Below are 24,195 nucleotides of genomic sequence, written 5' to 3' on the forward strand. Positions count from 1 at the left end.
ACCAAAAATTTCCTATAGGAAACAAGATTTCAAAAATTGTTAACAAGAGCACGGTTTAATTCACTTGGTGGACTTTTATCCACTATGTGCTTCATGCACAATGCTAGTAGGATAAAAATAAGGATATCTATAGAGGGATTTATGGCAGAAAGTATTTACGATGAATACCCATCGATGACGTTAGCGAAAGAGCAAAATGAGCAAAATATCGAGCCATTAAAGCTGGGTCAGCGTATCAAGGATATCCGCTCAAAACTTGGTATTACACTAGAAGAAGCCAGTCAGCGAACAGGGCTTGCTCGTTCTACACTGAGTAAAATAGAAAATGAGCAGATTTCTCCGACATTTCAAGCTATGCAAAAATTGGCGCTTGGCTTACAAATTGATATGCCGCAACTCTTTGAGCCACCTAGAAAAAAGGTTGCGACAGGGCGTAGGGATGTTACCAAGAAGAATGAAGGCAAACCACACCCAACGCAAACCTATGAACATGAACTGCTCGCTACTCAACTTTCCAATAAGAAAATGATGCCGTTTAAGAGCCAAATTCGTGCTCGCAGTTTTGATGAATATAAAGACTGGGTTCGTCATGATGGTGAAGAATTTCTGCTTATCTTATCTGGTGAGGTCATGTTCTATTCTGAGTTCTACGAACCTGTCGTTCTAAGCGAGGGCGACAGCGTCTATTACGATGCGAACATGGGACATATGTTGACCAGTGTTAGCGAGGAAGATGCGCACATTTTGTGGGTGACAGCCAAATAGTGATAAATAGTTGTAAATTTCCTATAGTGAAAGCAAACGATTGCTGTTGGTGGTAGTTATGATGGAAAGGCGCTTTTTTGATGAGAACACACTCATTAAAGCGCTTTTTTTGTACGATTTGTTGTGATTAAAATGTTAAGAGTCACACTTTTGCAAGTCGATCTACGTCTTGTTCGTGCAAAATAGAATGAGCCGTGTTTATTATTGGAAACACATCGAATGCCGATAGCATTCTCGGGTCTATCTAAATGGAGACGAAAATGACTCAAGAACTACTGAAAACACCACTACACGCACTTCACGTTGAAGTTGGTGCCAAAATGGTCCCGTTCGCGGGTTACGATATGCCTGTTCAGTATCCTCTAGGCGTAAAAAAGGAACACTTACACACTCGTGATGCGGCAGGTCTGTTTGATGTTTCTCATATGGGACAACTTCGCCTACTTGGTGACGGTGCAGCTGCGTTCCTAGAAACATTAGTGCCAGTGGATATTGTGGATCTTGAGTCTGGTAAACAGCGTTATGCGTTCTTCACTAATGAAGAGGGCGGCATCATGGATGACTTGATGGTAGCGAACCTAGGCGATCATCTTTTTGTGGTTGTGAACGCGGCATGCAAAGAACAAGACATTGCACACCTACAAGCGCATTTGCCATCTGGTGTTGAGCTAGACATTATCGAAGACCGTGCTCTGCTTGCGATCCAAGGTCCTAAAGCGGCAGCTGTATTGGCGCGTTTTGCCTCAGAAGTTTCTGACATGCTGTTCATGGATATTCGTAAAGTCGATATTTTAGGCGCCGAATGCATTGTTTCTCGTAGTGGCTACACTGGCGAAGATGGTTACGAGATCTCGGTTCCTGCTGACAAGGCAGAAGAACTCGCACGTAAACTGACCGCGGAAGAGGAAGTTGAATGGATTGGCCTTGGTGCTCGTGATTCACTTCGTCTTGAGTGTGGTCTTTGCCTATACGGTCACGACCTAGACACAACAACTACGCCTGTAGAAGCAAGCTTGTTATGGGGTATCCAAAAGGTTCGTCGTATCGGCGGTGAACGTGAAGGTGGTTTCCCAGGTGCGGATATTATTCTTAAGCAGATCGAGACCAAAGATGTGGCGCGCAAGCGTGTCGGTTTGGTTGGCCAAACTAAAGCACCAGTCCGTGAAGGCGCGGAATTGTTTGATGCTGATGGCGTTAAAATTGGCGTTGTAACCAGCGGTACTGCGGGTCCAAATGCAGGTAAGCCTGTCTCAATGGGTTATGTGCGTGCTGATCTTGCTGCGATTGGTACCGAATTGTTCGCTGAAGTACGCGGTAAAATGCTACCAATGACGGTTGAGAAAATGCCGTTTGTACCGCAACGTTACTACCGCGGTTAGGTTACTCATTATTGTCATTCTTCGCGTATTCGCGAGGCAAGAAACAAGCAAAAATGCCGAGCTTTCTAGCTCGGCATTTTTATGTATATCGGTTTTATTTATACGCTTGGAAGTTATCGTAGTTTCTGCAGCCTTATCCGACCGCTTTGTCGATTGTACAACACATGTCGATAACGATATCTTCAAGTTTTTCCGGATGAATCATGTCTTCTTTTGCAATCCCAAACTGAGACGCCATGATCGTATTGAACAACTCCCAATGTTTGATCAGCATTTTTTCGCGATTATCAGCGATGTCAGGCCATGTCTCTTGCATCATCGGAGTAAGACTGATTGCACCATGTGCAAAAATCAACATCTGCCACTTTGATTCCCACTGATCAAATTGGGCGTTAGGGTTTTCACTGTTGTACTGCTCAAAAATTCCGGTAAATATCGCAGCAAACTCATCTTTTGACTTTAAGAAATACTGCAGCAGGGCACCATCATCGCCTTGGCGAATAGCATCAGCGATCATCTGTACTGGGTGAGGATTAACGAGCGCAAATGCCAGCATGCGAACCATAAACAGATAAATTTTTCTATTCGAAGGTGTGTTCTCAGGCATCTCATTGATTAATTCAGCCATATAGCACTGCATGAATTCATCCATCGCGTCGCTAACCGCCTGCCAAATCTTCTCCTTGCTGCCGAAGTGGTGACGGATCAAACTATGTGAAACACCAGCCTTTTCACTGATATTGCGCAGTGAGACACGCTCGTAACCAAGTTCACAAAACATATCTGCTGCCACCTTAAGGATCAGACACTTAGTTTGTTCTGCGGCTTCAGCACTTCTACGCCCCTGCTTTCTTTCATTCATAGTTCGAATTTTCCCGAATATTAATCAACGCGCTTACTTTTACCAGAAACCGGACGCTTTGACTAATTAATTTGCTTTCCACCTGGAAAATATCTTGATCGATTTCAAATTCTGCATATACTGCACGGCTGTGTAATAAATAAAACCTACGGAGAAAGCGGGTGCGAAAACAATATTTAAAGCGCACTTTAGTTGGTGCTGTGGTGACATTAAGTCTATCTGGCATGCTAACTGGGTGTAACAAAGCCATTTCCGAGCCGTCTGAACCTTTAATCAAACCTGTAAAATTACTGGCGGTGAAAGATCTAGAAGTTGAAGACTCGCATGCCTTTTTAGCGCGTATTGATGCGACACATCGCGCACAGCTTTCTTTTCAGGTTGGTGGTGAGGTCGATGAATTACTTGTTCGCATGGGCCAAGAGGTAAAAAAAGGTGAAGTGCTTGCAACGTTAGACCCTAAAGATCTTCAGCTTGCGTTAGACGCCTCTCAAGCACAATTCGCGTTAGCAAAAACGCAATGGGAGCGCGCGAAAAACCTTTATGGAAAAAAGCTGATTAGTACAGATGAGTACGACCAGAAAGAAACTCAATATAAAGCGGCATTGGCAAACTACGAACAAGCCAAAACAGATTTGAGTTATACCAAGATTCACGCACCTTTTGATGGCATCGTGTCATACACCTATGTTAACCCGTTTCAAGTGGTCGCAGAGAAGCAAGAGATCCTGAATCTTATCGATAACACGACCTTAGATGTGTCGTTCACACTGCCAGTCAGTTATGCGGAATCCGTATCACTTGAGTCACTGCAAAATTCCGATATGTGGGTGACGATGGATAGCGAGCCAGGAAAACGTATCCCTGGAAAATTTAAAGAAATTTCGACTCAGCCAAATGTCGATACCAATAGTTATGAGGCGATCGTAACTATAACTCGACCAGAAGATCGCAATTTGCTAACAGGTATGACGGGGCAGGTACACATAGCTAAACAACATCTATCGGACGCGATGACGTTGCCTCAATCCGCTTGGGTAAACAAAAAAGAGACGCAAGGCGAAGTGTGGGTAATGGACAGAAACACACAGCAAGTTAATAAAGTCACTGTGTCTCTTGATGCCTCTGGAGGTGTGAAAGCAGGGCTTGATAACAATGATTACGTTGTTGTTGCTGGCGTTGAGCGACTGGTCGAAGGACAAGTCGTGAAAGCTTGGGTTCGTGAAGGAGGCATTTAATGAAACGATCTCTATTTACGATCTCTGCAATTGCGCTTGCAGTTTTAACGGGTTGCAAAAATGAAAACCAAGCTGTCGTCGAGCAGCCGCTTTTTGTGTCGACTATTTCTGTGGATGCGCCGGTACAAAGCCAATATCGAGCTTTTAAAGGAATAGTTGTACCAGCAGAGCAAACACCTATGGCATTCCGCCGCGCGGGAGAAATTCAACACGTGTTGGTGAAAGCGGGCGACGTTGTTAAGCAAGGCCAAATGATCGCAAAGCTAGATGACAGTAAAGAAAAGCAAGCCGTAAATGACGCAGAAGCGCAATATACACTGGCGATTCGTCAGCTCAAACGCGGCGAAGACCTACACGCTCGTCAGATGATCTCAAAAGCCGAGCTTGATGAGCTAACGGCTAATAAAGAGTTGGCAGAGGCTAATTTCTATAACGCCACCAATCAATTGAACTACACCCGTTTATTCGCCCCGTTTGCCGGTAAAGTGTCTGACGTTTTCAAAGAGCGTTTTGAACGTGTGGCAGTTGGGGAGCCGGTTTTGAACCTATACCAAAACGATTTGGTGTACGTGCGTATCGAGCTTTCCGACAATGTTCTCGCTATGGTGGACCCAAATTCAGACAACATGCGTTACAAGCCTAGAGCAACCTTCTCCGGCATTAATGACACATTTGCTTTGGACTATTTAGAGCACACAAGTGAGCCTAACTCCGAAACTCAAACTTACGAAATGTATTTGACGATGCCACAGCCAAAAGCAGAGATTCTACCGGGAACCAGCGTCAGTGTTCTGGTCGATATGGTGAAAGCGGGGATTACCTCCATAGATGGTTACAGTATTCCAGTGACGGCGCTTCAAGCGGGCAGCGAAGAGAATGAGTTCTTTGTATGGAAAAAAGAGGGTGACGTTGTCACTCAGGTACCTGTGATGATTTCTCAAGTGAATGGCAACGGAGCCATTGTGTCGTCAGGAGTTAAGCAAGGCGACGTTCTGATTAATTCAAACCTACGTAAATTACGTGAAGGTAAACATGTGGATGTTGTGGAGAATAAACAATAATGAACATTGCTGAGTACTCAATAAAAAATAAAGTCATCAGCTGGTTGTTTATTATTATCCTTGCTGTTGGTGGTCTAACGTCGTTTTTGGAGCTTGGGCGACTAGAAGACCCGGCATTTACGATTAAAGATGCCATGATCATTTCAACATACCCTGGCGCGACGTCGAAAGAGGTTGAAGAAGAGCTGACGTATCCTTTAGAAAAAGAGATTCGAAAGCTTCCTTATATAGACAAAATTACCTCTACGTCTTCTGATGGTATGTCTCAAATCACGGTCAGTATGGAAATGGACTATGGTCCTGATGAACTGCCGCAAATTTGGGATGAAATGCGCCGTAAAATTAATGACTTGCGACCAACTTTGCCTCAGGGCGTACAATCTTTGCAGATCATTGATGATTTCGGTGACGTTTATGGCGTGATGCTGATGCTCACTGGCGATGACTACGATTATGTCGAGCTAAAACGCTATGCTGATTACCTGACTCGTGAAATCGAGCTGGTTGATGGCGTAGGAAAAGTGGATATCACGGGCGATCAGCAAGAAATGCTGTTTGTTGAGATCTCTCTTGACCGCCTTGCCGCGCTGAACTTAGACATGAATGTGGTTGCGAGCTTGTTGAACCAACAAAATAATGTGGTTTCAGCAGGGGAAGTGATGGTCAATGGCGAAAGCCTTGTCATTCGTCCAAGTGGTACCTTAAACACCGTAGAAGCGCTAGAAAACTTGATCATTCATGGTCGTGACACTGGGAACCTAATTCGTCTAAAAGACGTAGCAACGATTTCTCGTGGTATCCAAGAGAAGCCAAGCAACGTCGTACTCTTTAACGGTCAAAAAGCAATTAATATCGGTATCTCGTTTGCGTCAGGTGTGAACGTGGTTGAGGTTGGCGAACGTTTGGATGCGGAGCTTGCGAGCCTTGAGTCTATCAAGCCTGCTGGCATCGATATGAACTACTTTTACAACCAAGCCAATGAAGTGGATGAGTCCGTTAAAGCGTTTGTGATTAGCCTAGCAGAGGCTGTGGCGATCGTTATCATCGTTCTGCTGTTTACGATGGGCTTACGCAGTGGTGTCATCATTGGCGTCGTGCTGTTATTGACGGTGTTCGGTACCTTCATCTTGATGAACTACAACAATATCGAGCTGCACCGTATTTCTCTTGGCGCGTTAATTATTGCTCTGGGTATGCTGGTTGATAACGCGATTGTGGTCGTGGAAGGCATCTTGGTTGGCCTAAAAAAAGGGCGCACTAAAGTTCAAGCGGCCGTCGATATTGTAAAGCAAACACAATGGCCTTTGCTTGGCGCAACCATCATTGCGATTACGGCTTTTGCACCTATCGGTTTGTCGCAAGATGCAACGGGTGAATTCATGGGCTCTCTATTCTGGGTGCTGTGTTTCTCACTATTTTTGAGCTGGATTACCGCTATTACGCTGACGCCATTCCTCGCAGATCTATTGTTGAAAGAAGAGGACAAGGGCCAAGATACTAACGAAGAAGATCCCTATAAAGGTTGGCTTTTTGTTGTATTTGGCGCATCGCTGAAATTTGCACTGCGATTCCGTTGGCTAACGGTTGCTGGCATGGTCGCGCTATTAGTGGGTGCTGTCGTGGCATTTGGTAATGTAAAACAGCAGTTCTTCCCACCATCGAACACGCCGATGTTTTACGTTGATATGTGGATGCCAGAAGGTACGGACATCCGCGAAACGATCAAAAAAGCTGAAGAGGTCGAAAGCTACATTCGTCAGCAAGATGATATTGACTTTGTTTCAGCTTCAATTGGGCAGGGTTTGCAGCGTTTCGCTCTGACTTACCAGCCAGAGAAAAGCTACGAAGCGTACGCCCAGTTCCAAGTTCGCGCCACTGATCGTGAGAACATGTTCGGTTTGTTGCACAAGTTAGACGCTAACCTTGCGAAGACGTTTGATGCACCGACATTTCAATTTAAATTGATGGAATTTGGCCCTTCACCAGCGTCTAAGATCGAAGCGCGTATTACTGGTCCCGATCCGCAAGTTTTACGTGATTTAGCGGTGCAAGTTGAAGACATCCTTCATACTGATCCTGGTGCCCGAAACATTCGTCACGATTGGCGAGAGCGTACTAAGGAGCTTGTGCCTGTTTTCAATGAGTCTAAAGCTCGTCGCTTGGGCATTTCGAAAGAAGATCTTTCAAGCACACTACAAATGGCGTTTGGTGGTAGCACGTTGGGTTACTTACGCGATGGTACACACACTTTGCCAATTATGACGCGCCTTCCTGAAGAAGAACGCGTGGACTTTGAATCACTACAGAACGTGACCATTTGGAGCCCATCACTGCAAACGTATATTCCGGTCGACCAAGTGATTGATGGCGTTAAATTGGATTGGAGCGAGCCGCTAATTCAGCGTCGTGACCGCAAGCGCACGTTAACTGTGCTCGCTGACCACGATGTGTTGAGCGACGACACGGCGGCAAGCTTATTTGCGCGTGTGCAGCCTAAAGTGATGGCACTGCATATTCCAGAAGGTTACGAAATCACATGGGGTGGTGAGTATGAATCATCGAAAGATGCGCAAGAAGGTCTGTTTGGTTCGTTGCCGATGGGTTACTTGTTGATGTTCATCATTACTATTTTGCTGTTTAACTCAATTAAAAAGCCGTTGGTCATTTGGTTCACCGTGCCGTTGGCGATCATTGGTGTTGCCTTTGGTTTGCTCACCACGAATATGCCGTTCAGCTTTACAGCATTCCTTGGTTTGCTGAGCCTAAGTGGCATGATTTTGAAAAACGGTATTGTGTTGCTTGATCAAATTAACCTTGAGTTGGAATCAGGGAAAGAGCCTTACCTCGCGATTGTCGATAGTGCGATCAGTCGTGTTCGTCCGGTAAGTATGGCTGCTCTGACGACCATCTTGGGGATGATTCCACTCGTCTTCGATGCCTTCTTTGGATCGATGGCAATAACGATTATGGCAGGTCTTGGTTTTGCTACAGTACTGACACTGATTGTAGTGCCAGTGATGTTTGCGATTCTGTTTAGGGTAAAACCGACCACTGCATAGGGACTCCTGGCTATTTGCCAGCTTCCTGCCTAGCCCTGAAGGTTTTCTTCAGGGCTTTTTTGATCTTACCAATGTACACCAACCCATTCATTTACTTGATTCTAATGATTTTCTTACGAATGCAATGCAAATCATGCGTATACTGATGGAACGATACATCAAAGAGCGAGATAACATGAACAAGCGCGTATTACACGGACTCTTCTTCGTCGGTTCTTTCACCTTGGTCGGCTGTACTACGACAGACAGTATGACTACAGAAGAGGCTAAGCAAGCCGTTCCTAAAATCAACAGCGTTAGCACTGAAGTCATCTCCAGCTGGGTTGATAGCAAGGTTTTAGCGCCTGAAGGGCTTTCACTCGAACAAGACAATCTACGTTATATATCGGGTAGCGCCGACTTAAACAGCGATGGTGATGCAGAACACATTGTATTACTACAAGACCGTTATTTCTGTGGCAGCGGTGGTTGTGCAGCTTATATGTTTGATAACGAGGGGAACGTTATCAATCGAATGTCTGTCACTCGCACGCCTATTGTACTTGCAGATAGTTACAGCAATGGCTGGCAAGATTTCATCGTTTGGAGTAATGGCTCATATCGACTCATGAGTTACAACGGTGAATCTTACCCGAGTAACCCTTCTTTAGAGCCAAAGGTGGATCGTGACTCAAACCAGCAGGCGGCAATTGCGAATGTAATGGCGACAGAGCTTTATCAGCAAGATGGCTATGACATTATGCCCGCTGATTCGAAAGCTTTGTGGACGCCGGCCAATGTATACCACTTCACCTTTAAACATTACGGTGATCCGCATAGTACTTATAAAGCTACCGTGGATATGAACAGTGGGGAAGTAGACATTGTTGCCGTTCCGGCTGCGGAATAAAAAACACCTCCCTTAACCGGAATTAAAGGGAGGTGCTGAATGCCAAATTCGAGGGTGGCATTGTTAAGCGGTGTAATTCTGTTTATGCCGCGACTTCTTGTTTGGCTTCTGCTTTGCTTTTTAAGAAAGCGTAAGTAAAGCCAGTTACTGCTGTACCAGCTGCGATAGCCACTAAGTACATTAACACTGGTGAAATGGCGTTAGGGATTAACAGTACGAACAGACCGCCGTGTGGTGCCATTAATTTTGCACCGAACAGCATTGATAGGGCACCAGTAAGCGCGCCACCTGCCATACAAGATGGAATCACACGCATTGGATCTTTCGCGGCAAATGGAATAGCACCTTCAGAGATGAAACACAGGCCCAATACAAATGATGCTTTACCAGCCTCACGTTCATTTTGTTCAAATTTGTTCTTCGCAATGAAGGTCGCTAAACCCATACCTAGCGCAGGAACCATACCAGCAGCCATGATTGCTGCCATTGGCGCGTAAGTTTGCGAAGCCAATAGACCGACGCCAAATGCGTAAGCAGCTTTGTTTACTGGGCCACCTAGGTCGAAACACATCATCGCACCAAGGATAATACCTAGCAGAACTGCACTGTCAGATCCCATGTTGTTTAGGAAGTCAGTTAGGCCGTTCATGATGCCTGAGACTGGGCCACCTACGATGTAGATCATCACAAGGCCAGTGAACAGTGTTGCTACAAATGGAATGATCAGAATTGGTTTAAGCGCTTCCATCGATTGTGGGAGTTTTACTTTGTCCGCAAGGAGCTTCGCTGCATAACCGGCAATGAAGCCAGCTGCGATACCTCCTAGGAAACCAGCACCCGTTGAACTTGCCAGCATACCGCCAACAAGACCAGGAGCCAGACCCGGACGGTCAGCAATCGAGAACGCGATGTAACCCGCAAGCACAGGAATCATCAATGCGAATGCAGAGCCACCACCAATGTTCATCAAGGCTGCTGCTAGCGTGCCTTCTTCTTTAAATGCTTCAATACCGAACACGAACGATAGGGCGATGATCAAACCACCAGCGACAACCACAGGCAGCATGTGCGATACCCCTGTCATCAAGTGTTTGTAAGCGCCTTTCTTCTCGTCCGCTGCCGAAGCAGAATTTGCAGAACCTGAATGTTGGTAAATCGTGGCTTGCTCGAATGCTTTGTCCATCTCTTCGGCTGTTTTCTTCAGAGCTGGGCCTGTTTTCGTGCGGTACATCTTTTTGCCGTTAAAGCGATCAAGTGGCACTTCGATATCTGCAGCAATGATCACTAGATCAGCGTCTGCGATGTCTTGATCTGTCAGTTGGTTTTTCGCACCAACTGAACCACGAGTTTCCACCTTGATTTGATGGCCACGGCGTTTGCCTTCTTCTTCTAGCGCTTCTGCTGCCATAAAGGTATGCGCAACGCCAGTAGGACAAGCGGTGATTGCGACAATTTTCTTCGCTGCTGATGTTGCTTCAGGAGTGATAGGGGCTGCAAGTGTGGTTGCTTTCTCAAGCAAAGTGGCGTTTTCAACCGCTTGCTGGAGAAACGTAGTTGCGTCTTTTGCTACTTCGCTGATTTCCGCTTGGTAAACCTTTTTTCCTACGAAACGAGAAGTATCCACGCTAGTATTTGCCGCAATGATAATGACTTCTGCTTGTTCAACGTCAGCTTCCGTCAGCGGTGTAGGTTCAACCACACTTGATTGACATTCGATTTTTGCATTCCAGGTTAATTTTGCGGCTGCTTGTTCTAGTAACCCTGCCGCAAGGATGCTATTTGCAACACCGCTCGGACAGGCAGTAATAATGGCAATATTCATACGATAACCTTCTGTTCCTTAGTTTTGTTCTAAGTTTGTAATAGGGTAAAGCTCACTAACTTCAGTTTGCAGCTTGATGTTCTCCAGTTCTTCCTGACTGGTTAGCCCTACGCCGACTTGACTAACTGCCAAGGCAGAAAGTGCTGTAGCGAAGCGCAATAAATCTTTTTTCGGCATCAGTTGCATGTGACCCCAACACAAGCCAGCAACTAGCGTATCGCCTGCGCCAACGGTGCTTACCACATTCATTCGAGGGGGTTGTGCACGAAGCCATTTGCCTTGGTTTAGCCACATCACACCGTCAGCGCCCATCGACACAACAATGTTCTCGATGCCTTTGTCACTCAGTGTTTGCGCGGCGGCTTGGCATTGTTCTGGTGTTTCTAGGTGTTCGCCAACAAAATCACCAAGTTCTTCATCGTTAGGCTTAATCAACCATGGGTGAGCCTCAATACCTGATTTCAATGCGGCTTTACTGCTGTCGAACAACACCTTTTTGCCTTGTTGATGCAGTGCTTTTATCCACGCAGCACATTGTTCGGCGGTTACGCCTCCAGGTAAGCTACCCGCAAGCACAAAGTAATCGTGAGTCTCTGCGAGACGGAATAGCGTCTCCTCAAAGCGAGCAATTTCGTCAGCCGTTACTTGAACACCAGGGAAGTTAATGTCACTAACGTTGCCACTAGCCTCAACGAGCTTGACGTTGATACGAGTGGCACCTTGTACTTCTACAAACTCATTCTTAACGCCGATGTCATTGAAAAGCTGATGGAATAGCTCAGGGTTATCTTTACCAAGAAAGCCGGTAACCGTGACATCTGCGCCTAAATCGCTCAACACTTTTGCTACGTTTACACCTTTACCTGCAGCATGGAGATTGCTTTGCTGCACTAGGCTCACGGAACCAACGTTTAGCTCATTTACTGAACCTGTTAAATCCAATGCCGGGTTGAGCGTAATAGTGACAACTTTACTTGTTTTGTTCGTCATATCGGCTCCTTAACCTTCACCAAGGCCAGAAGCGATAGCATTCCCGATAGACTCCAAGGCTTGCGGTGCATCAGGGCCTTCCGCAGTAAATTGAAGTTGATGACCGTGCTTAACGCCAAGCGCAATGACTTTCATTAGGCTCTTCGCGTTTACTGTTTTGCCATCACCGTCTAGGTTGGCAACGCGAATAGTGGATTCAAATTTTTTCGCTTCCGCCACTAACATTGCACCCGGACGAGCATGTAAACCATGAGAGTTTTTGATTTTAAATACAGCGGTATTGCCTTCTTCTGAGGATGCGGCTGTGACTTCTTCACCTTTAAACAAAGCAAGAATCTGTTCTACTGATGCATCTAAAAGCTTGCCGTGCTCATTGTTAAACACGATATTAGAAAGCGTTTTTAGGATAGGCTGGTGAGCATTGTTACATGCCGCAAACGCGACAAGTGCACGCACTTTTTGACCTTCATATTCGCAGTCGTTTGCCGTCGAGACAAATGACACGCCTGTGCGAGTTACATGTTTGTCACTGCCAATTAACCAAAGGCCATTACCTAAGTGAGTTGGTGTTTTGGTAACGAGATCTGCGACGAACTCGTTATCAGCACAGCCCGTGTTTTTCAAAAGACCACCAGCAACAGCACTCATTTGTAGCATATCGCTCGCAGGGAACATAAGTTGAATTAAAGAGGCGTCAAAGTCTGCTTCAAGCTGAACATCACCGTGAAGCAGGGCAATAATCTCGTCTTCATTTTTTGCATTACGTAGGCGTTCTTCTACGCCGTCAGCGCCTAGCACTTTCGTTAGCTGTTTAAGAATGCCAAGGTGCTCATCAGATTTAGCTGCAATGCCGATAGCGACGAAAACCGTGTTACCATCGCCCCAGTCGACACCTTGTGGAAAGTGATGCACAGCAACACCCGTTGTTTTCACCATTGAGCGAGTGTCGGTTGTACCGTGCGGTATGGCAATACCGTTCCCCAAAAACGTAGAGTTTTGGTTTTCACGGTTTAGCATGCCTTCAACGTAACCTTGCTCAACTAGGCCTTTATCAGTCAGGCTATGAGCAATACTCTTTATTGCTTCAAACTTATCTGTCGCTGATTGCGAGAGGGTAATGTCGTTCTTATTTAGCTTAAGCATGGTGCTTCTCCAGCCTTAAGGTATCAATTTAAAAATGTATTCTGTGTGAGAAGTTGAACGCTGCTTCTGCTGAGCGCTTATCACTCCTCAAACCTTTCTATCTTTCAAGCTAAATCGATTCAGCTTGTTGGTAAATTTTTTAAAAGACTCAGAAAAACTGTTTTAAAAACTGACGTTAACAAATGAGTCTTTGGCGCTGTCCTATAGCCTAGCCTACAAATTGGTTTGTTGTGTATTCAGGTGATTTACGTCAATTTTTAAGTTTTGCTGAATCCTTTCAGCTTTTATACTGAATCGGTTCAGCTTATAATTCAACTTATCGAAAGATCGTTGATGTATTAATATGATCGCGCGCACAGAATAAGGTTTAGAATATGACACTGGATGAAATAGCCAAATTAGCGGGTGTTTCTAAGACAACTGCAAGCTATGTGATTAACGGAAAAGCGCAGAAATACCGTATCAGCGAGAAGACTCAGAAAAAGGTGATGGCCGTTGTAGATGAGTACAATTATAAGCCAGATCATGCGGCGTCTTCCTTGCGGGCAGGTAATTCACGCTCATTTGGGCTTATCATCCCAGACTTAGAGAACACCAGTTATGCGCGTCTTGCAAAGCTGATAGAGCAGAACTCCCGGAAAGCGGGGTACCAAATTTTGATTGGCTGCTCTGATGATGATCCTGATACAGAGCAAAAGGTGGCGGAAGCATTAGTCAGTCGTCGCATTGATGCGTTGTTTGTGGCAAGTGGTATGCCCACTGCAAACGAGTATTATCTTAAGTTGCAAAATTCTGGTACGCCAGTTATCGCGCTAGACCGTCCAATGGATGATGAGCACTTTTGTTGTGTCATCAGCGAAGATTTTGACGCCGCACTTGAACTCACTCAGTCAGTGCTGTCCGAGGATATAAAGTCCATAGGCTTGATTGGAGCGTTGCAAGACCTTCAAGTTTCAAAAGAGCGTGAGCTCGGTTTTCTATCCGCTTCTCAACAAGGTGGCAAAACGGCAACAGTGGGTTATGGACAACACTTCTCCCGAGAAGAAGGCAAGAAAGTCTTAGAGAGATGGCTAGCAGAGAACGAGCTGCCAGATGCCATTGTCACAACGTCATACACACTGTTAGAAGGTGTGTTGGATGTGATGCTCGAAAAGCCAGAACTCATGAGCAAAGTTCGCCTAGCGACGTTTGGTGATAATCGACTGTTGGACTTCTTGCCAGTGAAAATCAACTCTTTACCTCAACAATTTGAGTTGATCGCGGACAGTGCAATGGAGTTAGCACTCAACGCTTCCGCCAAACGTTATAAACCGGGTGTTGAGTTGATTCCACGTAAAATTGTTAAACGTCACTAAACAGGTTACTCAAAGCTTTACTTCAGCCGTCAGCGCCACAAATGCGTGGTCGCTGGCGTTTTTATCTCTGTCATAAATCGGGTTGATCAGATGTTGGTTAGACACCTGATAGTCAACAATCTCGGCAACCGATATATCTGATAAGGTGTCAAACTCTTGAGAGAGCAAGATATAGTCGAGCACATTCCCAGTGGAAAAATGATAATGCGTAGCGGGGCGTTCATCCTTCAGAGCGTCACTTTGTAATGACCATCCATCTTTGAGTTGCAGTTCAGTGACGCTGTCACCAGCATTGGATACCAATGCGCTATTAACACTGGTTGGTGTGATAGGTTGATTCATATCACCCATTAACACCGTTGGCATTGGCTCCTTTCTATACCTTTTTTGCATCGCGTCTCTTAACATCGCAGCTTCCCAACCTCTTTGCTGGGTGGATAACCAGCGCCCAATAATCGTGCTAGACGTTTCTGGTTGTTCTGAGTCGGCTGGGCGTTGAGATTTTAGGTGCGTCACGTAAACGGCGACATGACCGAGTACAGGATGTATGACTTGGGCATAGATAGGTTTGCGACTGAACTCTGGAGCAACACTTACTCCAAAAGGCTCAAGCGTTGCTAAGTCAAACTCTACCGCTTGTACTTTTTCTATTGGAAACCGAGATGCGATTGCCACAACAGGGCTTGAGTAAATGTACTCATCCTCAACATGTGGGGTGTCAACGGTCGCAAAGTAGGGGTAGCCGAAGGTTGAAAAGAATGCGCGAGTTTGCTCAATACTGAACACCTCTTGTAAGCCAATCACGTCAGCTTCGAGTTTTTCAATTTGGCGTTGCGTCCAAGCAAGTTTGTCTTGCCATTGCTCTAACGAGTAGATGTTTTCGAAATCATAGTAGGCATCAGGAGGTGCGACAAAATTAAACAAGTTAGCCGTGACAAAGGTAATTCTGCTTGGTTGAGACAAAGTATTCGCTCTTTTCAACAATAACTTGAAGAGTATATACCTTCAGACTGCGTAATTGCAGCTTCGTTTGAACCAAGCCTCGACATACAAGCTAACGAGCAGCAAGTTAAATGGGTGAAGAGGTACTCAAATGCCAAGGCTAATCGGTGATTGAGCATCGGCAGAGGTTTCTATTTTTAAGCATTGCGTTTAAACTTCAGGGCATCAAATAGTAAGAGTAAGTAACATGACCCAAGATTACGACCACGAAGAGTATTTAGAAGGCGAAGAGATTGAGATCGAAGCGATTGGCATCGATGTTGATGCGCATCCGATCGAACTGTACAAGCTTTTTAAAATCGCGAACTTGGTCAGCGGTGGCGGCGAAGCAAAGCATATCATCGAAGAAGGTTACGTCGCGGTGAATGGTGAGCTAGAAACACGTAAGCGCCGCAAGATGTATGATGGTGACTTTTTTGAGTTTAACCAGGAATATTATGTTGTGGTTTGCGATGCGCCAGTAACTGAACCTGAAACGGCAGAGCAAAAAGCGGAAAAGAAAGCGAAGAAAGAAGCGCAATCTGTACGTAAAGAGAAATCTCGCCAAAGCAAGCCAGCTAAAGGCTCTGGACCTAAGTCAACAGGCCGAAAAGCAGCGCATAAAGAGCGTAAAGCACAACAAAACGCGCTGTCGCAATCGGCGAAGAAAGGTAAGAAAGCTGAAAAGCCGCAAGCGACTCGTGATCCGAAGAGCGGACGTAACTCTATTGACTTTTTCTAAGCAAATTAATACCTAGCTAGGCAGATCATCGCCAAGAAAAAACCAAAAGCGCCGAGTATATATCGGCGCTTTTTTGGTTTTACTGAATCGTAAGGGGGCAGTGTCAATGCACTGTCGTCTCAATGTTTAGGCTATCGGTCCAGTGATGAATGGCGCAAGGCTTACCTAAGTAAAAGCCTTGGTAATAATCCAAATCAAGTTGATACATCGCTTGCAGCTGCACGTCTTCTTCTACCCCTTCTATGATCACTTTTGCTCCCATATGAGCCGCGAGCTCAACGGCGCTATGTATGGAAAAGGTTTCTCCGGCGCAGTAATCAAGTAGATAAGAGCGATCGATTTTTATGATGTCAGGGCAGAGCTGCTGAACACGTGCGATATCAGAATGTTGAGCGCCAAAATCATCGATAGCAAAGATAAAGCCATTCGCTCTCATTAACTGCACGGCTTTGATCAGTAAATCAGTATCACCGCAGGACTCTTCGACTACTTCAAACACCACGTCTGATGGGCTCATACCAAGGTCGGAAAGGCGCTTGTAAAGCAGGCCGTTGTCTTTAAAGCCCATGTCTTTGGTTAGGGTGAGTAGGGTTTGAGGCATGACATTGAGAAACAGTTTGATAGGCGTTCCTGCGAAACAGCGTGCAAAATTTCGAATGTGCATTGCTCTGGATAAAAACTCAACACACAATCGAAAGTAGGGATCGAGGCCATTGTTGGCCAGAAATACATCAGGACGAATTAACGAACCATCAATGCCACGAATTCGCAGTAGAGCTTCCATTCCAATAATACGCTGGTGCTTATCAAAAATCGGCTGATAAACACTGTGAAAAGTGAATTGATTGAGAACTACGTAATATTCACCAAGATTATCTTGCTTAATGTATCGCTCGTAGTCCGATTGATTCTTTAACTCCATGAAAAACGCCGAAAATTTAGCATCTTTTCAATGTAACAGGATGCAATTCTGATTTGAAGATTCAAATGTGTCTAATTACATATACGGTTGAGTTAATTTGAAATGGATTCCGATTTTGCTTCAATGTAGCGAAAAATAAGTGACAACCCGAAACAAATCAAAAAGTAAGCAAGGCCGACAATCAGCCAAATTTCAAAGATATATCCTGATGAGTTTGCCATCTCTGTCCCAACGAAAGTCATTTCTTGTATAGAAATTAGCGAAACGATAGAGGTGTCTTTCACCAAAGAGATAGTTTGACCGGCAAGTGCAGGTGTTATTGCTTTAAGCACCTGTGGCGCGATAACGAATCGGTATTTCACCCACCGAGACAAGCCCAATGAATCTGCCGCCTCCCACTGTCCTTGGTCGATACTTTGTAAACCTGCACGCACCACTTCTGCAACGTAGGCAGAAGAGAGTAGGCCGACGCATAACACGCCAGAGGCAAGATTTTCCCAAAGGTTATAAGGCCCAAAAAGAAAGCTCTGTAGCGCATTTGGTTCGCCGTTATAGTTTCGTAGAATATCTTCCAAACCGAGTAACGGGATCAACTGGTTAGAAATGAAAAAGTAGAAAATAAAAACAAAAACCAACGGTGGGATGTTTCTTACCAACTGGATAAATGTGTTTGCAGGTGTGCGCAACCAAACGGAGCGAGAGAAGCGTGCTAAGCCTAGCAACGTGCCAAGCACTAACGCGAAGCTGATGCCCCAAATACTGAGCCTTAACGTCGAAATCAAACCTTGGAAGAAGTAGGGCAAACCACCATCGGCTCTTGGCGTAAAAAGTAGTTCAAACGCCTCTTTCCACTGCCACAAATAATGTACACCAACAGTGGAGCGATGGTACAGCCAAACGCCACCAATACCACAGATAATAAGCAGTACCCAATCTAGCGTGTTTAACCGCGATAGAAAGGAACCTGTGTTGGAATTAGTGGGTACTGTGCGAGTGGTGGTTTGTTCGCCCAAAAATTTGACTCCGATAGATGATGAAAAAGTAAAATGGATGATTGGAAAGTATAGGCTCGCGAAGACCACGAGCCTTTTAGATTACTGGCCTTGCGCGACTTGATCTTGCCAATCTAATGTCGAGAACCAGTATTCATAACGCTGTTTTAACCATCCATCTTGGGTTCTTTCTTCAATCCATTTATTGAAAAAGGCTTTTTTATCTTCCTCCCCTAAGCGAACCGCAAAGGCTTCGTTACCTTTTGATAGTCGTTCAGAGAATGGAAGGAATAGCTTGTCGCTGTGTTTCACTGTCTCATGTTCTGGTTTTGGGCTAGAAGCAATGACCGCGTGGGCGTTACCATTCAGCACCTCTTGGAACGCTTGCGCATCGTCATCAAATTGCAGAATCTTCGCTTTCGGGAAGGTTTCTCTGGCGACTTGAACGGTGAATGCGCCGCGCCGAGCCGCAATTTTTACGCGTCGTGAGTCAAAATCCGAAAATTCGCTAAAACCAGAAGCCAGCTCTTTATTTGCTGCTACTTGAACACCGGAGTGTGAATAGGGTTCAGTAAACAACACGCTTTTGGAACGCTCGGGCGTGACCGACATGCCACCGATGATCACGTCGAACTTTTTCGCCAGTAGTGCGGGAATAATGCCATCCCACGCGGTCGGTACAAATTCCACTTTCAAACCTGAATCTTCTGCTAAGCGTTTGGCAACATCGATTTCAAAACCGATTAACTCACCTTGCTTGTTGCGCATTGCCCAAGGGACAAATGTTGACATACCAACGCGCAAAGTGCCTCGTTCTTTGATTTGATCTACATTGGGTGTGGCAACATCTTCTTTCGCGATTGTAGGCATAGCGATGGCTAGCCCTAATAATGCAGTAATGGTCGCTTTGAATAACTTCATGTTATCTCCTTATAATTTGCGCCAACTGGCTCCGAGTTTGTGTTCAAGCCATGCAGACAAGCCAGAAAGTGATAGAGTGAGAGCAAGATAAATTGCTGCCACGGTAAACCAAATTTCAAACGGCATCGCCGTCTCAGAGACGATGTTGCGTGCCTGTGTTGTTAAATCAAAAATCGCCATCACGCTTACAATGGAAGAGTTTTTGATCAAAGAAACCACTTCATTGGTTAATGGCGGTAATGTGCGCTGTAAAACCTGAGGCAAAATCACGTCTTTGTAGGTGTAAAACGGCGACAGCCCGAGAGTTTGTGCTGCTTCGAATTGCCCTTTAGGAATACTGTTTAAACCTGCACGGAGTATTTCTGCAGTGTAAGCACCTTGGAAAAGGGATAAAGCCAAAACGGCGGTGCTGAATCGGTCCAAACCAATCACGGGGCCAAACACGAAGTAGAGCAAATAGATTTGCACCAACAACGGCGTGTTACGTATTACCTCGACATAAGTGGTGCCAATAACATTGCCGACTTTCGAATCGCTAAGCCTTAGTAATGCGGTGACCAACCCCAACACTAAGGTGAAGAATAGACTAATGGCCGAGATGTTAAGCGTGACCAATAGCCCATCGATAAGTTCGGCGGGCCACCAATCGCCATCTTCATAAAAAGCGATGTAATCAGGTACGCGTTCCCATTGCCATTGATAGCCCATAGCATCGGCACCAGAGTCTAACACCCACACAATCGCGATGAAGAGGAGCGTCATTTGTAGTAAAGCTTGAAGCACAGGTTTGATTACGCGAACTATCATCAGTAACTTAAAATTTGGTTCAAAAATGCTTGGGTTCGTGGATGCTGTGGTGTTTCAAATAAGGCGATCGGTGAGTTCATTTCCACGATTTGGCCTTCATCCATAAATACCACGCGGTTCGCTACTTTTTTGGCAAATCCCATTTCGTGCGTGACGCAAATCATCGTCATTCCGCTTTGTGCCAGCTCAACCATGACATCCAACACTTCATTGATCATTTCCGGATCAAGTGCCGAAGTTGGTTCGTCAAAGAGGAGTAAGTCCGGTTCCATGCATAAGGAGCGGGCGATCGCGACGCGTTGCTGCTGACCGCCAGAAAGCTGGATAGGGTATTTACTCGCTTGCTCTTCAATGTTGACTCGCTTTAGGTAATGTCGTGCGCGTTTTTCAGCTTTTTGTTTTGACAATTTGAGTGTGCGAATCGGCGCTAAGGTGAGGTTTTCCAGTACAGTCAAATGAGGAAAAAGGTGGAAGTGCTGGAACACCATGCCGATTTTACCGGGCTTGAGAGATTTTGCATGAGAAGGCTGGTCGAACACGTAAAGTTGGCCTTCTTGAATCGATTCAAGATGGTTGATGCAACGAATGAGCGTTGATTTTCCTGAACCAGAAGGGCCACACACAACGACGATCTCGCCAGAATGCACGGAGAAGTTGATATCTTTTAGAGCGTGGTAATCGCCATACCACTTGTTTACGTTGCTAAATTCAACGACGGGAGTGTTCTGTTTCAAAGGGGCACGCTATAAAGGAAAAATATCCTTCTACAATAGCAAGTTGTGCGCATTATTTCATTAAGAACAAGCTTATATTCAGGTTCTAAAATTAAGAACCTGCTCACTTTAGTGTTTGATAAAGTAATGTTTTAGGAATTAGACACAGAGGCTATTACTAATAAGTCAGTTCAACTGAGATACGGATAACGAACAACGATGGCAACAACAGACATCACCATCAATGTTTGTGCGGAATAGTAGGTCACCATGACGACTTGTCGCGAAAATACGGATCGTCCCCCGAAGCGTTCAAAAGCTAAGACGGTACCAGAAACGATGAAGATAAAGCTTCCGAGCACTGCAAATGAGGACGATTGTGTTTTTCCACTCAAATAATACTCGATAGCAGCCCAACACATGGTCATCAATACCAATATGTAGCTGGCAACCGGGAGCTTTTCTTGACCAAGGTCCGGTCGAAACAACCAATAGAAACATACACCGAGTCCAAATAAAGCAATAGGGAGCCAAGGCGTAAAATGCCAAGCGGACATGATGGTAAAACCGTAGCTATAGGAAAGATGGGCAGAGCAGAAGAGCACTAATCCGGTAATAAACTTATCTCTAGGGAGCATTAATAGTAGATCACCAAGCAACGAGAGCGATAAGCCAACCAAAATCCAATGCGTGTATGGCATATGATAGGCAGGAGACTGGATTAAAATCCCTAACATACAGAGCACTGGTAATGGTTTGGATACGTAGAAGACCCACTTAGGACCTTTACGGATACTGATGATATGTATGAATGCTAATACGACAACAACTAGCCACATAAAATGGATTCTCGAACAGACAAGCTAATGTAGTGAATAACTACAACAAATAAAAGGTCCATTAAATGAGTAAGTTAGACCTTTGAATTCAATTTTATTTTTGTTTGTGTAAAGCTAGACAGTTGTCTCTTTACTGACCTACACGATCAATGAGTTTGTAGGGATTAATCGTTATTTTGAGGAGTTCCCGAATTTGAACGTGATGAAGCTTACAAAATAGCATAAAAAAACGGTATTGTGACCGTTAAGTCACAATACCGTTAAACCCTAGAAAGGGCAGTGAACTGTTTTTGCTGTTAGGCAACAGCGAGTTCTAAAATTTCACGACTACGTTCAAGAGTAATCGCTTGGTTTTCACCGAGAACGGTCATTCCGTGTTTGTTGAGTTGTTCGATGATGGCATCGATCGCTTGTTCACGACTTTCACCATAGTTTTCTAGCTTAGTTGCGACATCAAGTTGATGATAAAACGCTTCGATCGCTTCGATGGTACGTTCAGCAAGGTCGTCTCCAGCTTCAAGTCCAAATACGTTGCGACCCATTTGCTCTAGCTTAGGACGTTTAAATTGCATTTGGTTGCGAAGTAGCGATGGTTGGACGATTGCAAGAGAACGTGCATGATCGACGCCCCATAGAGCCGTTAATTCATGGCCGATCATATGTGTCGCCCAGTCTTGTGGAACGCCACTACCAATTAACCCGTTCAATGCTTGGTTAGCAGACCACATTAAGTTTGCGCGCCACATATCGTCGTCTCGCTCGGCAAACTGTTCTCCGAGTGTTTTTAAGGTTTTCAGCAGTGTTTCTGCATAACCATCTTGAACCATTGCGCCGGTAGGAAGCGTCAAGTATTGCTCACATACGTGCACCCATGCGTCAACAATGCCGTTGATAAGCTGGCGTTCTGGCAATGTTTTCATTACATCCGGGTCTAACACAGCAAATTTAGGCTGTACTGCTGGAGACATGAACGGAAGTTTGTCTTGAGTTTCTTTTTTAGTGATGACTGCGCCCATGTTTGACTCTGAGCCTGTTGCTGGCAGTGTCAAAATTGCAGCTAGAGGCGTCGCTTCAGTGACTTGGTGTTTACCAATCATGATATCCCAACCATCACCATCATACTTAGATGCTGCTGCTACGTATTTCGAGCCATCAATGACTGAACCACCACCTACAGCAAGAATAAAGTCAACACCATGTTCTTTTACCATTGCGACCGCTTTATCGAGTGTTTCTTTAGTTGGGTTGGGTTCAACACCTGAAAACTCTAGCCATTCATGTCCCTCTAGTGCTTCTGAGACTTGGTCGTACACGCCATTTTTTTTAATTGAGCCACCGCCGTATACCACTAAAACTTTTTGGTCGGATGGGATAGCTTCTTTGATTGCAGCGATTTGTTTTTGACCAAAGAAAATCTTGGTTGGGTTTACATAAGAAAAGTTCATTATTAGCCCTCTTGCTTCCAGTAAAGGAGATTGAATACGTGCATATTAGTCCTGATTAACGTTCGTTAACAGGTCGATTTCTGCAAATATTTTGCCTATTTCTACAAAATTGATGCTTTTGAGCTAGAAAGTTAAAGTCGAGAGGAAGTATAGTGCTCGAAATGATAATAGAGACCAAACTCGTTGGTCATTGATGGAGCGCTCTAATGCACACTCTCGCAGATATCATGCAGCAATATGTTGAAAAGCAGGGACTGCATGACTTAGAAGGTATGAAGAAAACCGCAATAGATGGCGTATGGTTTTATCGCAGTAGCAAAGGAAATCATCGCCAACCGTTTGTCTATCAGTCTGGCATTATTGTTTTAGGTCAAGGACATAAGAACATTCATATCGGTGATACACCTGTCCAATATGGGCCCGATGATTACCTTGTCGTAGGAGTTCCCATGCCCCTGGAGTGCGAAGCGTTTGCGACAAACAATGAGCCTTTACTTGGCATCTCGATAGATATTTCGCCAACGCTTCTTCATAAGCTCGTTAAAAAACTTGAGGCTGAGAAATTCAGTAATAAGTGTCTGGACGCTACCCGTTGCGGCCTTAAATCGGTACGCATGAGCGAAGGTATGCTGGATGCATGCAAGCGACTAATGAGCGCGTTGTGTAATGAGCTAGATGTTGTCATGCTCGGTGATCTACTTCTTGAGGAAATTGTTTATCGCACTTTGGTAAGCAAAGAAGGGTATGTTTTATTTGACTTAGCACACCAAGAAGGCTCTTACGCTAGAGTGGCCAAAGCATTGAATCGTGTTCATCAAGCGTATCATGAACAGTTGAGCGTACAAACATTGGCTGAAGAAGCCAACATGAGTGTGTCTGCTTTCCATCAAGCATTTCGCAATGTCACGCTTGAATCTCCGTTGCAATACATTAAGAAAGTTCGACTTAATAAAGCGCGCGAGTTGATCCAGTTGGAGGGGCGACGTGTCAACGATGCCGCGAGACTGGTCGGGTACACGAGCCCATCACAGTTTAGTCGTGAGTACAAGCGACATTTTAATGAAACGCCAAGGTCAACAAAGGCTTAGTGATCTTTATTTCAAAATAACGACTTTTTTTGCCTTTTTTATTAATTTGCGAGTGACATATTTATTTGATTTATAAAATTAGTTACTGGTGCCAAATAATAGGTACGTTGTTGCAAGCATTTAGTGGATTGTTGCGAGGCGGTGTGGAAAACTCGTAAATAGATAGTGTGAAATCACCAACTTGT

The 24,195-nt window shown here is 45.0% G+C and carries 21 protein-coding genes; 9 read left to right on the forward strand and 12 right to left on the reverse strand.

What is annotated here, in order from left to right; translation table 11 throughout:
- The first annotated feature begins 141 nt into the window (after window positions 1-141).
- Window positions 142-765 (forward strand): XRE family transcriptional regulator, encoded by a 624-nt coding sequence (locus tag L3V27_RS03095; RefSeq protein ID WP_164665596.1) that lies wholly within the window; start codon window positions 142-144, stop codon window positions 763-765.
- A 260-nt stretch (window positions 766-1,025) separates the two neighbouring features.
- The gene (gene gcvT / locus L3V27_RS03100) at window positions 1,026-2,144 is read left to right on the forward strand and encodes a glycine cleavage system aminomethyltransferase GcvT (RefSeq protein ID WP_104970662.1); all 1,119 of its coding nucleotides are present in this window, start codon (window positions 1,026-1,028) and stop codon (window positions 2,142-2,144) included.
- A 133-nt stretch (window positions 2,145-2,277) separates the two neighbouring features.
- Here the strand turns inward: gcvT and vdeR are convergent, their stop codons facing one another.
- Entirely contained in the window at window positions 2,278-3,006 is a 729-nt protein-coding gene (gene vdeR, locus L3V27_RS03105) for an efflux transporter transcriptional repressor VdeR (protein ID WP_006742273.1), read from the reverse strand.
- Between the two features lie 161 nt (window positions 3,007-3,167).
- On the opposite strand from vdeR, the gene L3V27_RS03110 reads away from it, so the two are divergent.
- From L3V27_RS03110 to L3V27_RS03125, 4 genes are all read left to right on the forward strand, one after another.
- Window positions 3,168-4,241 carry an efflux RND transporter periplasmic adaptor subunit gene (locus L3V27_RS03110; protein WP_074190630.1) on the forward strand — a complete coding sequence of 358 codons (1,074 nt, stop codon included), beginning with the start codon at window positions 3,168-3,170 and terminating at the stop codon, window positions 4,239-4,241.
- Window positions 4,241-5,302 carry an efflux RND transporter periplasmic adaptor subunit gene (locus L3V27_RS03115; RefSeq protein WP_237311003.1) on the forward strand — a complete coding sequence of 354 codons (1,062 nt, stop codon included), beginning with the start codon at window positions 4,241-4,243 and terminating at the stop codon, window positions 5,300-5,302. Before L3V27_RS03110 ends, L3V27_RS03115 begins: the two co-directional genes overlap by 1 nt.
- Window positions 5,302-8,361: an efflux RND transporter permease subunit gene (locus L3V27_RS03120; protein ID WP_176319396.1), complete on the forward strand. Its 3,060-nt coding sequence runs from the start codon at window positions 5,302-5,304 to the stop codon at window positions 8,359-8,361. Before L3V27_RS03115 ends, L3V27_RS03120 begins: the two co-directional genes overlap by 1 nt.
- Before the next feature lie 175 nt (window positions 8,362-8,536).
- Window positions 8,537-9,250 carry a hypothetical protein gene (locus tag L3V27_RS03125; RefSeq protein ID WP_237311556.1) on the forward strand — a complete coding sequence of 238 codons (714 nt, stop codon included), beginning with the start codon at window positions 8,537-8,539 and terminating at the stop codon, window positions 9,248-9,250.
- An 82-nt stretch (window positions 9,251-9,332) separates the two neighbouring features.
- Here L3V27_RS03125 and fruA read toward each other — a convergent pair whose 3' ends face one another.
- The 3 genes from fruA to fruB are packed head-to-tail and all read right to left on the reverse strand — an operon-like array spanning window position 9,333 to window position 13,205.
- Entirely contained in the window at window positions 9,333-11,072 is a 1,740-nt protein-coding gene (gene fruA / locus L3V27_RS03130) for a PTS fructose transporter subunit IIBC (protein ID WP_237311004.1), read from the reverse strand.
- A gap of 18 nt (window positions 11,073-11,090) precedes the next feature.
- Window positions 11,091-12,062 carry a 1-phosphofructokinase gene (gene pfkB / locus L3V27_RS03135; protein ID WP_237311005.1) on the reverse strand — a complete coding sequence of 324 codons (972 nt, stop codon included), beginning with the start codon at window positions 12,060-12,062 and terminating at the stop codon, window positions 11,091-11,093.
- A gap of 9 nt (window positions 12,063-12,071) precedes the next feature.
- On the reverse strand, window positions 12,072-13,205 hold the full coding sequence (gene fruB / locus L3V27_RS03140) for a fused PTS fructose transporter subunit IIA/HPr protein (protein WP_237311006.1): 1,134 nt from the start codon (window positions 13,203-13,205) through the stop codon (window positions 12,072-12,074).
- A gap of 374 nt (window positions 13,206-13,579) precedes the next feature.
- Between fruB and cra the strand changes: the two genes are divergently transcribed.
- The gene (gene cra / locus L3V27_RS03145) at window positions 13,580-14,560 is read left to right on the forward strand and encodes a catabolite repressor/activator (RefSeq protein WP_161445010.1); all 981 of its coding nucleotides are present in this window, start codon (window positions 13,580-13,582) and stop codon (window positions 14,558-14,560) included.
- A 9-nt stretch (window positions 14,561-14,569) separates the two neighbouring features.
- Here the strand turns inward: cra and L3V27_RS03150 are convergent, their stop codons facing one another.
- On the reverse strand, window positions 14,570-15,523 hold the full coding sequence (locus tag L3V27_RS03150) for an endonuclease/exonuclease/phosphatase family protein (protein WP_237311007.1): 954 nt from the start codon (window positions 15,521-15,523) through the stop codon (window positions 14,570-14,572).
- A gap of 226 nt (window positions 15,524-15,749) precedes the next feature.
- Here L3V27_RS03150 and L3V27_RS03155 point away from each other — a divergent pair, with 226 nt between their 5' ends.
- Window positions 15,750-16,283, forward strand: a complete 534-nt coding sequence (locus L3V27_RS03155; protein WP_237311009.1) for an RNA-binding S4 domain-containing protein — start codon at window positions 15,750-15,752, stop codon at window positions 16,281-16,283.
- A 103-nt stretch (window positions 16,284-16,386) separates the two neighbouring features.
- On the opposite strand, the gene L3V27_RS03160 is transcribed toward L3V27_RS03155, so the two are convergent.
- From L3V27_RS03160 to L3V27_RS03190, 7 genes are all read right to left on the reverse strand, one after another.
- Window positions 16,387-17,205 carry an EAL domain-containing protein gene (locus L3V27_RS03160; protein WP_005397994.1) on the reverse strand — a complete coding sequence of 273 codons (819 nt, stop codon included), beginning with the start codon at window positions 17,203-17,205 and terminating at the stop codon, window positions 16,387-16,389.
- 92 nt (window positions 17,206-17,297) lie between these two features.
- A complete protein-coding gene (locus tag L3V27_RS03165; protein ID WP_237311011.1) occupies window positions 17,298-18,218 on the reverse strand; it encodes an amino acid ABC transporter permease in 921 nt (306 codons plus the stop codon).
- Window positions 18,219-18,299: 81 nt separating this feature from the next.
- Window positions 18,300-19,118 carry a transporter substrate-binding domain-containing protein gene (locus L3V27_RS03170; RefSeq protein ID WP_025795545.1) on the reverse strand — a complete coding sequence of 273 codons (819 nt, stop codon included), beginning with the start codon at window positions 19,116-19,118 and terminating at the stop codon, window positions 18,300-18,302.
- Window positions 19,119-19,127: 9 nt separating this feature from the next.
- Window positions 19,128-19,925 (reverse strand): amino acid ABC transporter permease, encoded by a 798-nt coding sequence (locus tag L3V27_RS03175; protein WP_237311012.1) that lies wholly within the window; start codon window positions 19,923-19,925, stop codon window positions 19,128-19,130.
- On the reverse strand, window positions 19,925-20,659 hold the full coding sequence (locus L3V27_RS03180; RefSeq protein WP_237311014.1) for an amino acid ABC transporter ATP-binding protein: 735 nt from the start codon (window positions 20,657-20,659) through the stop codon (window positions 19,925-19,927). The genes L3V27_RS03175 and L3V27_RS03180 overlap by 1 nt, the downstream gene beginning before the upstream one ends.
- A gap of 170 nt (window positions 20,660-20,829) precedes the next feature.
- The gene (locus L3V27_RS03185; RefSeq protein ID WP_104972557.1) at window positions 20,830-21,477 is read right to left on the reverse strand and encodes a lysoplasmalogenase; all 648 of its coding nucleotides are present in this window, start codon (window positions 21,475-21,477) and stop codon (window positions 20,830-20,832) included.
- A 296-nt stretch (window positions 21,478-21,773) separates the two neighbouring features.
- Window positions 21,774-22,922: an iron-containing alcohol dehydrogenase gene (locus tag L3V27_RS03190; RefSeq protein WP_006742257.1), complete on the reverse strand. Its 1,149-nt coding sequence runs from the start codon at window positions 22,920-22,922 to the stop codon at window positions 21,774-21,776.
- 206 nt (window positions 22,923-23,128) lie between these two features.
- Here L3V27_RS03190 and L3V27_RS03195 point away from each other — a divergent pair, with 206 nt between their 5' ends.
- The gene (locus L3V27_RS03195; RefSeq protein ID WP_053808441.1) at window positions 23,129-24,010 is read left to right on the forward strand and encodes an AraC family transcriptional regulator; all 882 of its coding nucleotides are present in this window, start codon (window positions 23,129-23,131) and stop codon (window positions 24,008-24,010) included.
- Window positions 24,011-24,195: the final 185 nt, after the last annotated feature.

This window comes from Vibrio sp. J2-3(2022) (assembly GCF_021725735.1).
GTDB lineage: Bacteria > Pseudomonadota > Gammaproteobacteria > Enterobacterales > Vibrionaceae > Vibrio > Vibrio diabolicus.

Coding starts and splice junctions, on each gene's coding strand:
- L3V27_RS03095 (WP_164665596.1), top strand. CDS start 142: ATGGCAGAAAGTATTTACGATGAATACCCATCGATGACGTTAGCGAAA.
- gcvT (WP_104970662.1), top strand. CDS start 1,026: ATGACTCAAGAACTACTGAAAACACCACTACACGCACTTCACGTTGAA.
- vdeR (WP_006742273.1), bottom strand. CDS start 3,006: ATGAATGAAAGAAAGCAGGGGCGTAGAAGTGCTGAAGCCGCAGAACAA.
- L3V27_RS03115 (WP_237311003.1), top strand. CDS start 4,241: ATGAAACGATCTCTATTTACGATCTCTGCAATTGCGCTTGCAGTTTTA.
- L3V27_RS03120 (WP_176319396.1), top strand. CDS start 5,302: ATGAACATTGCTGAGTACTCAATAAAAAATAAAGTCATCAGCTGGTTG.
- L3V27_RS03125 (WP_237311556.1), top strand. CDS start 8,537: ATGAACAAGCGCGTATTACACGGACTCTTCTTCGTCGGTTCTTTCACC.
- fruA (WP_237311004.1), bottom strand. CDS start 11,072: ATGAATATTGCCATTATTACTGCCTGTCCGAGCGGTGTTGCAAATAGC.
- pfkB (WP_237311005.1), bottom strand. CDS start 12,062: ATGACGAACAAAACAAGTAAAGTTGTCACTATTACGCTCAACCCGGCA.
- fruB (WP_237311006.1), bottom strand. CDS start 13,205: ATGCTTAAGCTAAATAAGAACGACATTACCCTCTCGCAATCAGCGACA.
- cra (WP_161445010.1), top strand. CDS start 13,580: ATGACACTGGATGAAATAGCCAAATTAGCGGGTGTTTCTAAGACAACT.
- L3V27_RS03155 (WP_237311009.1), top strand. CDS start 15,750: ATGACCCAAGATTACGACCACGAAGAGTATTTAGAAGGCGAAGAGATT.
- L3V27_RS03160 (WP_005397994.1), bottom strand. CDS start 17,205: ATGGAGTTAAAGAATCAATCGGACTACGAGCGATACATTAAGCAAGAT.
- L3V27_RS03170 (WP_025795545.1), bottom strand. CDS start 19,118: ATGAAGTTATTCAAAGCGACCATTACTGCATTATTAGGGCTAGCCATC.
- L3V27_RS03175 (WP_237311012.1), bottom strand. CDS start 19,925: ATGATAGTTCGCGTAATCAAACCTGTGCTTCAAGCTTTACTACAAATG.
- L3V27_RS03185 (WP_104972557.1), bottom strand. CDS start 21,477: ATGTGGCTAGTTGTTGTCGTATTAGCATTCATACATATCATCAGTATC.
- L3V27_RS03190 (WP_006742257.1), bottom strand. CDS start 22,922: ATGAACTTTTCTTATGTAAACCCAACCAAGATTTTCTTTGGTCAAAAA.
- L3V27_RS03195 (WP_053808441.1), top strand. CDS start 23,129: ATGCACACTCTCGCAGATATCATGCAGCAATATGTTGAAAAGCAGGGA.